This is a genomic window from Sphingobacterium sp. UBA6645, assembly GCF_002455685.1.
Taxonomy (GTDB): Bacteria; Bacteroidota; Bacteroidia; order Sphingobacteriales; family Sphingobacteriaceae; genus Sphingobacterium; species Sphingobacterium hotanense.
In genome coordinates, this window is record NZ_DKLH01000041.1 from 1 (window position 1) to 12,274 (window position 12,274).

Below are 12,274 nucleotides of genomic sequence, written 5' to 3' on the forward strand. Positions count from 1 at the left end.
TTGCAATTACAGTTTTAATAATTTGACTTAGAGAATATGAAAAATATAAAATCCATACTATTATCTTCTGTAATCGGGATATCTACAATGACGTTTGTATCCTGTACGAAAGATTTAGGAGAAATAAATAAAAACCCCAACTCGCCAGAAATCGTACCTACTAATACGATTTTCAATGGAGCGAATCGCGTACTTTTCGATAATACGCGCGATGGTTGGTGGATGGCCAGAATGTCGATGCCATGGATGCAGTACTCTGCACAGAGCAACTATGTAGAAGAAGATAAATATCAATACCGTGATAACCAAACCACGAATGGTTGGATCTTCCTCTACCGCGTTGCAAATAACTATAAGGATCTGATTGAAAAATGTGAGGATCCAGAAACTAGCAATCAGATGGCAGGATATGGATCCTTACAGAACCAGATTGCTGCGTCTAGGATTATGTTAGCTTACGTATTTGACAATTTGGTAACTCACTTTGGAGATGTTCCTTATTGGTCATACGGCCAAAAAGATAATCCAAATTTCCAAGCCTTGAATATTGAGGAATATATTACACCTGCTTACGCAAAGCAACAAGATATCTATGCTGATTTGTTAAAAGAACTAAAAGAGGCTGCGAATCAAATTGAAGTTGCAGAGCCGGTTTTCAACTCTGGCGGAGACAATATCTACGGTGGAGATGCTGCATCTTGGAAGAAATTTGCCAATTCATTACGCTTAAGAATTGCAAATAGAATTAAGAAAGTGCATCCTGCAGCAGCTGCAGAAATGCGCGATGCGATTGCATCTGGAGTATTTACATCCAATGATGATAATGCCATTCATGCGTCTGGAGCAACAGACTTAGAAGGAAATCCACTATGGAAAACTTTTTATGTTGGCAATCGTACCGATTTCTGGGTCAACAAATCTTTCATGGACCTCTTAAAAGGAACTGTTGGTGGCTATGGACTAGACCCTCGCCTATACAAAATTGCAGCTCCAAAAGGTATGTCATTAGCGCAATTTACTGAAGGGTATAGCAATTCAACTAACATGGCAGACTACGTTGGTCTTCCGTATGGACTTCCAACCGTGGAGAACTATTACACTCAGCAGGCAAATGTTAACTTCTTTTCAAAAGATATTCTGACGGCTACTAGAGGTGAAGTATTAATGGAATATTCAGAAGTAGAGTTTATCCTGAGTGAGATGAACAATTGGTCGCAAACGAACTACATTAATGGTGTCAAAGCCAACCTAGAACGCCTAGGAGTACCGGCAAATGACATTGCAACTTATATTTCTAAGCTTCCGGCAGCTAATGAAAGAAATGTAATGACACAAAAATACATTACATTATTCTTCAACCCTGATGAAGCATGGAACGAATACAGAAGAACGGGATATCCAGATACGCAAATCTTATTGATGCCTGGAGAAACTGGGACTCGTCCGCAGAACAATACAACTTACGTATTTACACCATTACAGTCTGGAAACGTCCTTGCCACGGATCTTCCGGCACGCGTGCGCTATCCTTTCACACAGCAAACTTTGAACCCAGAAAACTGGCAAAAAGCATCTGCTGAATTAGGTGGCGATGAGATTGATAAAAAACTATGGTTTGCTAAGTAATCAACCTCCACAATAAGAAAAGGCTGCCCTTAAATTGGGGCAGCCTTTTTCTTGTAATAAAAAATATCTTATTCCTTTATCAAGGTTCTATTCCTTAATTAAAGCTCGATCTAAATGCACATATCCACCATCCACATGAATCAATTGGCCGGTAGTATGGCTAGAGCGATCTGACAACAAAAACACTGCTGTATTAGCGATTTCATCTACCGTAGTCATTCTATTACCCAACGGGATTTTACTCGTAATCTTTTGTAATGTTTCTTCTGGATTATCCAAGGTCTGAATCCAGCTTTCATATTGTGGTGTCATACTCTCGGAAACAATGATTGCATTGACACGAAGACCATAGGGTAGCAATTCAACAGCCCATTCTCTTGTTAAAGCATTACGGCCACCGTTGGCTGCCGCGTAGCCGGACGTCCCACCCTGCCCTGTCTCGGCAGTCTTCGAGGAAATATTCAAGATGCTGCCTTTGCTTTTTATCAATTCTGGCAGGCAATGATGAGCCATTAGATAATAATGGATCAAGCTATTATGAAGGGATTGAACAAAACCATCGTAATTACCCTTCAACAACGAAACGCCATCGTTCAGTCCTGCATTGTTCACTAAACCATCGATTCTTCTAAACTGCGAAATAACTTGTTCAACAGCCTGCTTACAGGCTTCTGGATTTGCTAACTCAGCTTCTATAGCGAAGGCTTTTCCACCGCTCGCTTCCACTTCCTCCCTGACAGCTTCATTATCCATTTGCTTTCTCCCGACGATAACCGGGATTGCCCCTTCCGCGGCAAGCGCCAATACAATACCTTTACCAATACCTTTTGCGCCGCCTGTTACAATAACGACCTTATCCTTTAAATGTAAATCCATAGTTTTATGTTATCGAATAGAACTTCACTGCATTATCCCCCCAGAACCCCTTCAATTCCGCTTCCGAGAAATCCTGCAGTTTATCTGCTACGATGTTGATACTATCTTCATAAGTTCCTGCTAGCAGGCAAACCGGCCAATCCGAACCAAACAAGACCCTGTCCTTTCCAAAACAAGCAATCACATGCTCAATATACTGTGTAAAATGATCCAGCGTCCAGTGCTTCCAATCCGCTTCTGTCGCCAATCCGGATATCTTACAATACACATTGCTATAACCCGATAAATCCGCAATGAACTGCGCCCATTCGTCGAACTCCTGTGACTTAATCGAAGGCTTAGCGATATGATCTAACATAAAAGCCTGATCAGGATTTGTGGCAACACATTTCAGTGTACTCGCATAATGTCTTGGGCGAATAAGCAAATCATAAGTGTACTGATGCTTCGTCAAAGCTGCAATTCCTCTTAAGAATTCATCTTTATGCAAGAAATCAGGATCTGATTCCCCTTCTATAATATGGCGAAAACCTTTGATTATGGTATGCTGTTTGAACCTTTCAAGCTGCTCCTCAACGGTATCCGATCGTAAATCGACCCACCCGACAACGGCTTTAATCAGTTTATAAAAACCCGAAAGATCCACTAGGAATTCCGTTTCCTTGACAGATTGATCAGCTTGTACAGCAACGACACCATCAAACTTATTATCCTTTAAAATCTGCCCAATATCATTCGGTAGAAAGTTCCTTCTAATGGATTCCATCTCCTCCGTGATCCAACTATCGCGAACGGGATCATAAAGCCAAAAGTGTTGATGAGCATCAATACGCATATCTTTTCAGTTTTATTTAGAAAAAGCAACGACCTCTTGTCGTTGAACACCAAGGTGGTCTGCACCCAATTCAATAATATCGCCAGGCTGCAAATAAATTGGCGGATTAAATCCTAAACCGACACCCGCAGGCGTTCCTGTGGAAATCACGTCCCCTGGCAGTAAGGTCATGAACTGCGAAACGTAAGAAACCACAAACGGTACATTGAAAATCAGGTTGCTGGTATTTCCATCTTGATACATCTTACCATTCACTTTTAACCAAAGACGAACGGAATTGATATCCGGGATTTCATCAGCTGTCGTCATTACAGGGCCCATTGGCGCAAAGGTATCACATCCTTTTCCTTTGTCCCATGTACCACCACGCTCCAGTTGAAACTCTCGCTCCGAAACATCATTGTGCAATACATAACCTGCAACATAATCCAATGCTTCATTTTCATCCACATAGGAAGCCTTCTTGCCGATGACAATACCAAACTCCACTTCCCAATCGGTCTTGAGGGAATTCTTAGGAATCATCACCTGATCATTCGGGCCAACCAAAGCTGTAGTAGACTTCATAAAGATGATAGGTTCCGCAGGAATCTTTGCTCCTGTTTCTTCCGCATGATCTTTATAGTTTAAGCCAATACATACAATCTTCGAAGGACGAACAAAGGGAGCACCCAATCGAGCATCCGCAGGAATCTCAATCAGATTACCCTCATTCGCTTTCACGAACTCCTCTAAACGAGCAAGCCCATTATCCGCAAAAAACTCCTCATTATAATCACCGCCAAAAGCAGAAACATCATAGTTTCTATCCTCGATTTGAACCCCTATTTTTTCTTTCCCAGATTCTCCGTAACGTATTAATTTCATTTTATTTGTTTTTTTTAGATGTTAGATCTTAGACATTAGATATTAGAGTATGACGTGTTAGCATTAGATGGTGACAGAAATTAATGAGAAATCTCAATCATTCCTTTCTTTTTAGACATCCAGTTCTAATGTCTAATATCTAAAATCTAATATCTACTCTAGTTATTCAATTTAATAAATCCTCCATCGATTGGATAATCGTTGCCTGTAATAAAGCCTGCATCATCTGAGCACAGGAACAAAGCTAATTTAGCAATTTCTGCCGGCTTAGCCATCCTGCCGATGGGTTGCGATTTGGAAAGCTTCTCAAACATCTCTTCTTCCTGCCCCGGATAATTCTTAGCGATAAAGCCATCAACAAAAGGCGTATGCACGCGTGCCGGTGAGATGGAGTTCGAACGAATATGATCGTGAAGATAATCTCTAGCGACCGATAGGCTCATGGCATAGATTGCGCCCTTACTCATGGAGTATGCGAATCTATCTGCAATCCCAACCACCGAAGCAATAGACGCCAGGTTCAATATTGCCCCGCCACCGTTGGCTTTCATCACTGGAATAACAGCGTATAAAGCGTTATAAGCTCCTTTCACATTGACCTGATATATGCGGTCAAAATCAGCTTCCGAGCAATGCTCCACATTGCCTACATGCGCAATACCAGCATTATTAACTAATATATCGACCTTACCAATCTGCGTTACAGCGGCAAGAACCTCCTGCTGATTGCTAACATTGACGGTATGCAGTTCGCAAGCACCTCCAGCCTGTTTAATGACGCTAGCAGTCTCTGCTGCGCCGTCCGGATTCAAATCCAAAATATGAACCTTCGCCCCTTCAGCAGCAAATAGTTCCGAAATAGCGCGACCAATGCCAGACCCACCTCCTGTGATTATCGCGACTTTACCAGCTAACTTAGCCATATGATATTACTTTATTATTTAAATTCTATTAATGTAGCTATCAAACAAGACAACTATAAAGACACCCCGCGACGCCATGGAATAAAATCATCTTGACCAAGGACCACAGCTTTTGCCATCTTCTCTCCGCTCGCCACATCGATCACGTAATCCAAAATACGGTGTGCAGCTTCTTGAATTGTTTCTTCCCCGTCGATAATTGTTCCGCAATTGATATCGATGATATCATTCATTTTCTCATAGATCTTCGTGTTCGACGAAACTTTAATAACCGGAGCAATTGGATTACCTGTAGGCGTCCCTAATCCCGTTGTAAACAAAACCACATTAGCACCCGACCCCACTTCTGCAGTAGTACTCTCGACATCATTTCCCGGTGTGCAAAGTAGATTCAACCCCGGATCCGAAGCCGGTTCAGGATAATCTCGCACCGCAACAACAGGTGAAGTTCCGCCCTTCTTCGCTGCCCCCGCCGATTTGATCGCATCGGTAATCAAGCCATCACGAATATTCCCTGGCGAAGGGTTCATGTAGAAACCTGAACCATCAGCCTCCGCCTTGGCATTATACGTTTTCATCAAGCTCATGAAGCGACTAGCCGTCTCTTCATCAACACAACGATCACTAAGTTCTTGTTCTACACCGCAAAGCTCTGGAAATTCAGATAAGATAACCGATCCGCCTAAGCTGACCAACATATCCGAAACGTATCCTAACGCAGGATTCGCCGAAATGCCCGAAAAACCATCCGACCCACCACATTCTAAGCCGACGCATAATTTATCTAATCCTGCCGGTTGACGGCTATGCGCATTCGCTAAACTCAATCCAGCAAAGGTCGCTTTGATCGCCTTTTGCATCAACTCCTGCTCCGTCCCTTCAAACTGTTGCTCGAAAATAAAAAGCGGCTTATCAAACTGAGGGTCGCGCTTCTGAATCTCTTCCTTCAAAATAGAGGCTTGTGCATGCTGACAACCCAAGCTTAAAACAGTCGCACCAGCTACGTTAGGATGGGTGATATAACCAGCTAATAGACCACAAAGTGCATCCGAATCTAATCTCGTTCCGCCACAGCCCATCTCATGGTTGAGAAACTTAATTCCATCCACATTCTCAAACAAACGACTCTTCGATTTATTAGCTTTCGCTGCACTTAAATCAACATCCAGCAATTCATCAACCGAAGCTCCCGCTTGGAATTTAGCAATCATCACATCCACCTCATCAGCATAGTCCTTTGACTCCACTTGATAGCCCAATTTTTCTTCTAGGGCATTCTTGAGGGTCATGACATTGCGGCTTTCGCAAAATACCAAAGGAATGACCAACCAATGGTTTGCTGTGCCCACCTTGCCATTGCTACGATGAAAACCGAGAAAGGTTTTATCTTTATACATAGAAACATCAGGCTTAGACCAACCTAGATTGCGTTTCCCCAATCTAAAATCGTCCGATGCATGACGCAGATTATTAACATTGATTAAAGATCCCTTTGTTAAATCGTAATTCACCTTGCCCACCAAGACACCGTACATATACACTTCATCATCCTTGTGCATATCAGAAATGGTAAATTTGTGTTTCGCAGCTACGGCTTCGATCAGAGGAAATTGTTTACCCTCAAAATCAACCTCATAGCCTGCCGGCAAGTCGCGCAATGCCACCAACACATTATCTTTTGGATGTATCTGCAAATACGCCAATTTCTTTTTTTCCATTTCTTTTATAATTCAAATATTTGATCCATAATAACCCACTTCTCGCCTGGTTTCGCGCCGGGAATAGCTTGTTGATATTTCCACATCAACCCTTCCCACACTTGAACCGCAGGGTTCGCTGCATCCATAGCATCCTTGCGTGCAAAATCAAAGGTCTCATCAACCTCCATAATCATAAACAAGCGGTTCCCAAAGCGATAGATGTCCATCACTGTAATTCCTGCATCAGTAATCGATTTTTTAATCTCATCCGACACTGTTTTATGATGCTGTTCGTATTCAGCGATCATCTGCGGATCATCAACAAGATCCAATGCAAGAGCATATCGTTTAAACATATTATTAAATATTAATGTGCAGCAGCAGTGCTAACGGCTGCTGATTTATTTTTATAAGCAAATAGCGCAACCACTAGAAAACATATAACGACTACAAAATAGCCATATTGCATATTTCCGGTGGCATCCGAAACATAGCCTAACACCGGTGGCAATAAGGCGCCTCCCACGATAGACATGATAATCAAACTGGAAGCCGATTTTGTATCCGATCCAATGCCCGTTACTCCAATAGCAAAGATGGTTGGAAACATGATCGACATAAAGAAAGCAATTGCAATCATAGCATACAGCGTCAACACTCCAGAAGCGAATATCGCTACACAAGTAAGCAATGTCGCAATGATGGCATAGATAAATAATAATTTAGAAGGCGCAATAGAACGCATTAAGAAGGTACCTATAAATCGCCCCAACATAAAAACCAAACCTGCCACGCCAGCATAATATTTCGCATCCTGCGCGGAAATGCCGGATACTTCGACCGCAAATACGATCAAGAAACTTAAAATACAAACTTGAGCTCCCACATAGAAAAACTGCGCTAAAACTGCCCAGGATACATTCTTATGGCGAAAAGCTTTTACAAAACTGGACTTCTCCTCGTCCGCTTCTTTCGCCTCCGGAAGCTTGATCAGCATAAAAATAATGGCTGCAGCCAAAATTATACAACCCAGAATAACGTAAGGCCCTTTCACGACTGCAGTCTCTGCCTGAATATAACTCAATCGTTGCGCATCGCTCAATGCAGCCACTTGTTCCGCACTTAAGGGATCCTCAGCGAGTATAAACTGCCCGCCAACAATAGGCGCTACAAAAGCAGCGAGTCCATTAAAAGACTGCGCAAAATTTAGTCGCTGGGTGGCCGTGTTCGGGTCGCCCAACACCGTCATATACGGATTTGCTGCCGTCTCCAATATGGTAATTCCACAGGCGACAATGAATAATGCCGATAGAAAGAACATATAGCTCATCGTATTGGCAGCGGGAACAAACAGAAAACAGCCGATTGCGAATAATAACAGCCCAATCAAGATCCCAACCTTATATCCATACTTTTTCATAATGATCCCGGCAGGAATACCCATCACCAAATAGGCTATAAACACGGCAGAGTCGACTAAGGATGCCTGCAAATGACTAAGGCTAAATGCACTACGTAAATGGGCGATCAAAATAGGATCTAGATTATGAATAAACCCCCAAAAGAAAAATAGAGAGGTGATTAGGATGATCGCGACGGTATTATTTGTCTTACTCATATGCCGGTTTATATTGGAAATCCCTAATTACGGTATTTATTCTAAACAATGGATAAATCATTTTACCAAATATATAAACGATTTTATCTCGAATACACTTGCAAATATGATTTTCATTGAATAAATTAGTTAATTATGATTATTAAACATTTTGCTTTACCAAAAGAACCTAATCAGAGCTTCCAAATTCGACGCGATTATACACCTAAGCACCAACTGATTTGGCACTATCATGAAGAGCTAGAGCTTATCCATGTCATAAAAGGCGTGGGGACTTTATTTATAGGCGATTGTATAAAATCTTTTCAGGCCGGAGATACCGTGTTGATCGGATCGCAGATCCCACATTATTGGATGTTCGAAAATAGTGCTTCCGAAATCGAACAAACGGCAACGATTGATTGCATCGTTCTACATTTCAACAAAAACATTGGAATCCCCAACATCCTCCACGCACCTGAACTAGGCGGAATAAAGCAATTGATAAATCATAGCAATCGCGGTCTGTATGTTTCCAATAAAAACCCGAACCGCATCCCTTTCCTCATCGAAAAAACGTTGAACAGTTCCGGTCTCAGCAAGCTGACCTCCATGCTTGAGCTATTGGATCATTTTGCCCAGCAGAATGCCGAAAACTTAACCAGCGAAAATTACTCCATCCTCAACATCTCCGATGACCAAGGTAGGATGAACAGCCTCATGGAACACATCCGCGACCATTACAAACAGCGCATCAAACTCGAAGAACTAGCCTCCATTGCCGGCCTGACCGAAAATTCATTCTGCCGATACTTCAAACAAAAAACCGGAAAAACACCCGTACAATTTATCACCGAGCTCCGAATCAGCCACGCCTGCACTCAGCTCCGAAACTCGAACCTCAGCCTCAAAGAAATCTGCTACGATAGCGGCTTCAATAACTTCGTCAGCTTCCACAAGAATTTTAAGAACATTACGAAAGTAACTCCGACGCAGTATCGGGTTAGTAGTTAGTAGTTAGATTTTAGACATTAGATATAAGATATTAGAGTATTGGGCATGCTAGCGGATTTTTTTTTGCGATATGAAGTAGTGACATCGCAGCCTCTCGATGTCGTGATTTTTGTCTGAACCAGGAAAGGAAAGATTAAAGGATGACCATGATTGGAAAGAAAATAGGGATAAAAATAGCGCACTGCTAAGATCCTGATTATCCTAAAATCCTTCCTTTCCTGGTTCAAAGACAACTTTTTCCTCTTAACATTATCACATATCAATAACTAAAAAATCCCCTTGTTCTTTCGAACAAGAGGATTTTTTTTACCCCATACGATGTCTAACATCTAATGTCTATTGTCTAATATCTAAATCTAGCCTCTACTATTATAATTAGGTGCTTCTTTAGTAATTTGAATATTGTGTGGGTGCGATTCACGAAGTCCTGCTCCGGTGATTCTTACGAATCTTGCACCTTGTAATTGCTCGATTGTTGCGGCGCCACAGTAACCCATCGATGCGCGCAATCCACCGATATATTGGTAAACTACTTCGGCTAATGTTCCTTTATATGGTACACGACCAACGATTCCTTCTGGAACTAGTTTCTTAATATCGTCTTCCACATCTTGGAAGTAACGGTCTTTCGATCCTTTTTCCATTGCTTCAATCGATCCCATTCCGCGGTAAGATTTGAATTTCCTTCCTTCTAATAAGATGGTCTCACCTGGTGCTTCTTCTACTCCTGCAAATAAAGAACCTGCCATGATCGTATCAGCTCCCGCTGCGATCGCTTTTGCGATATCGCCTGTTTGCTTGATACCACCGTCAGCAATCAAAGGAACCCCAGTACCTTTTAATGCTTTGGCAACTTCATAAACAGCGTATAATTGAGGAACACCAACACCCGCGATAATACGAGTTGTACAAATTGAACCCGGACCGATACCTACTTTTACAGCATCTGCTCCAGCGTCTGCCAACATCTTCGCAGCATCTCCAGTCGCGATGTTACCAACGATTACCTGCAGTTCAGGATATTTCGCTTTTACTTCTTTTAATTTGTTGATTACGCCTAATGAATGTCCGTGTGCAGTATCAATTGTAATAACATCAACACCTGCTTTTACCAAAGCATCAACACGTTCAACCGTATCATGCGTAACACCAACAGCAGCACCAACTAATAAGCGACCGTGCCCATCTTTTGCTGCATTAGGGTAATGCTTATATTTCTGAATGTCTTTGAAAGTGATCAATCCTTTCAATACACCGTTTGAATCAACGACAGGAAGCTTTTCGATTTTATGGTTTTGTAAAATCTCTTCAGCTTTGATTAAGTCTGTACCTTCAGGCGCAACAACTAAGTTTGTTTTAGTCATCAGTTCGCTGATCGGTCTAGCCATATCTTTTTGGAAACGAAGATCTCTGTTCGTTACGATACCAACCAATCTATTCTCTTGATTGATTACGGGAATACCACCAATTTTATGTTCGCTCATAATTTGGAAGGCATCACCCACCGTAGCGTTCTCTAATAAGGTAACAGGATCTTGAATCATTCCGCTTTCCGAACGCTTCACTTTGCGAACCTCAGCAGCTTGCTCTGCGATCGACATGTTCTTATGTAACATACCAATTCCTCCCGCTTGCGCGATTGCAATAGCAAGGTCGGCACCAGTTACAGTGTCCATCGCAGCAGACACTAAAGGAATATTTAATTTTATTTTTTTAGTCAGGAAGGTACTTGTATCAACGTCACGAGGTAGAATCTCTGAGTAAGCAGGGATCAATAACACGTCGTCGTAAGTAAGGCCTTCGGATACGAATTTTTGTGGATCTAATTGCATAGCAAATATTATGGGGGTTATCTATTTGCAGGGCAAAATTACGAAAAGTTATTGAATTTTAAAACAAAGTTTCACTAATTACATAAAATCGACAATCGACTTATTCATGCTTTCCGTTAACAAATCTCAAAAAAACCTTTAACATAATTTAACTTTGGCAAGCTAATTGCATTGATGATGAAAATATAAAGTTTATTTAACATTTAATTTATGAAAAAGACCTTACTATCTTTAGCAGCTGCAGCAGCTTTAGCTTTTGGTGCAAATGAAGCACAAGCTCAGACTCCTTATAAAACCGCAATCGGTTTAGGTATTGACTTAGGTGATGGCCCATCTCTATTCGGTCCACAAATTAAACATTCATTCGGTGGTGCAAATGCTGGTCAAGCACAAGTATTATTCGGAGATCACTTCACAGTAATTGGTGTTGACTATTCTTACAACAGACCATTTGGTGGTACTAACGGTTTAGGTTGGTATGTAGGTGTAGGTCCTCAAATCGCTTTCGCGAACGATGATTCTGCATTCGCTATCCGTCCTGCTGCTGGTTTAGAGTACAAAATCCCTTCTGCTCCCCTAGCTTTACACTTCGACTGGAAACCTTGGTGGAACCTTTCTGACAACTCAAACTTCGAAGCTGGTCGTTTCAGCTTAGGATTTAAATTTACTTTAAGATAATCTTTGAAGTAAAGAAGATAATAAAAAAGGCGATTTCGATGAAATCGCCTTTTTTTTGTTTAATGCATTTAATTGTTGCAAATATTGTTTTGAACCAGGAAAGGAAGGATGCGAGGATGATCCGAATGTGCGTTGTCTTCGAGCCAAGAAAGGAAGGAAAATTTGTCTTTGAACCAGGAAAGGAAGGATGCAAGGATGAACAGGATCATGTTGACAGAAAAAATGGGGTTCGTTTCTGAACCTTTGGTTCAAAACAAATCCTTCCTTTCAAAACAAACCGCCAAATAATTGACGAACAAATCGATCGCCATAGGTCTAAATACTAA

11 protein-coding genes are annotated in these 12,274 nt (G+C 41.6%); 3 read left to right on the plus strand and 8 right to left on the minus strand.

All coding sequences use genetic code 11. The annotated features are described in order from the left end of the window. Positions 1-36: 36 nt before the first annotated feature. The gene (locus tag B2400_RS06610; protein WP_293931987.1) at positions 37-1,626 is read left to right on the plus strand and encodes a SusD/RagB family nutrient-binding outer membrane lipoprotein; all 1,590 of its coding nucleotides are present in this window, start codon (positions 37-39) and stop codon (positions 1,624-1,626) included. An 87-nt stretch (positions 1,627-1,713) separates the two neighbouring features. Here the strand turns inward: B2400_RS06610 and B2400_RS06615 are convergent, their stop codons facing one another. From B2400_RS06615 to fucP, 7 genes are all read right to left on the minus strand, one after another. Then, complete coding sequence (locus tag B2400_RS06615; protein ID WP_293931989.1) at positions 1,714-2,502, minus strand: SDR family oxidoreductase; 789 nt, start codon at positions 2,500-2,502, stop codon at positions 1,714-1,716. Between the two features lie 4 nt (positions 2,503-2,506). After that, the gene (locus B2400_RS06620; protein ID WP_293931991.1) at positions 2,507-3,337 is read right to left on the minus strand and encodes an amidohydrolase family protein; all 831 of its coding nucleotides are present in this window, start codon (positions 3,335-3,337) and stop codon (positions 2,507-2,509) included. A gap of 12 nt (positions 3,338-3,349) precedes the next feature. Then, on the minus strand, positions 3,350-4,204 hold the full coding sequence (locus B2400_RS06625; protein WP_286650646.1) for a fumarylacetoacetate hydrolase family protein: 855 nt from the start codon (positions 4,202-4,204) through the stop codon (positions 3,350-3,352). Between the two features lie 158 nt (positions 4,205-4,362). After that, entirely contained in the window at positions 4,363-5,127 is a 765-nt protein-coding gene (locus B2400_RS06630; protein ID WP_293931994.1) for an SDR family NAD(P)-dependent oxidoreductase, read from the minus strand. A 53-nt stretch (positions 5,128-5,180) separates the two neighbouring features. Continuing rightward, positions 5,181-6,845, minus strand: a complete 1,665-nt coding sequence (locus B2400_RS06635; protein ID WP_293931996.1) for a UxaA family hydrolase — start codon at positions 6,843-6,845, stop codon at positions 5,181-5,183. Between the two features lie 5 nt (positions 6,846-6,850). Further along, positions 6,851-7,183 (minus strand): L-rhamnose mutarotase, encoded by a 333-nt coding sequence (locus B2400_RS06640; protein ID WP_149526574.1) that lies wholly within the window; start codon positions 7,181-7,183, stop codon positions 6,851-6,853. Between the two features lie 11 nt (positions 7,184-7,194). Further along, positions 7,195-8,445, minus strand: coding sequence for an L-fucose:H+ symporter permease (gene fucP / locus B2400_RS06645; protein ID WP_293931999.1), 1,251 nt, complete (start codon positions 8,443-8,445; stop codon positions 7,195-7,197). Positions 8,446-8,580: 135 nt separating this feature from the next. On the opposite strand from fucP, the gene B2400_RS06650 reads away from it, so the two are divergent. Continuing rightward, positions 8,581-9,438: an AraC family transcriptional regulator gene (locus B2400_RS06650; RefSeq protein WP_260044994.1), complete on the plus strand. Its 858-nt coding sequence runs from the start codon at positions 8,581-8,583 to the stop codon at positions 9,436-9,438. Between the two features lie 356 nt (positions 9,439-9,794). Here the strand turns inward: B2400_RS06650 and guaB are convergent, their stop codons facing one another. Beyond that, positions 9,795-11,270, minus strand: coding sequence for an IMP dehydrogenase (guaB, locus tag B2400_RS06655; protein WP_260045435.1), 1,476 nt, complete (start codon positions 11,268-11,270; stop codon positions 9,795-9,797). Between the two features lie 210 nt (positions 11,271-11,480). Here guaB and B2400_RS06660 point away from each other — a divergent pair, with 210 nt between their 5' ends. Further along, on the plus strand, positions 11,481-11,948 hold the full coding sequence (locus tag B2400_RS06660) for a hypothetical protein (RefSeq protein ID WP_149526579.1): 468 nt from the start codon (positions 11,481-11,483) through the stop codon (positions 11,946-11,948). The last annotated feature ends 326 nt before the right edge of the window (positions 11,949-12,274 follow it).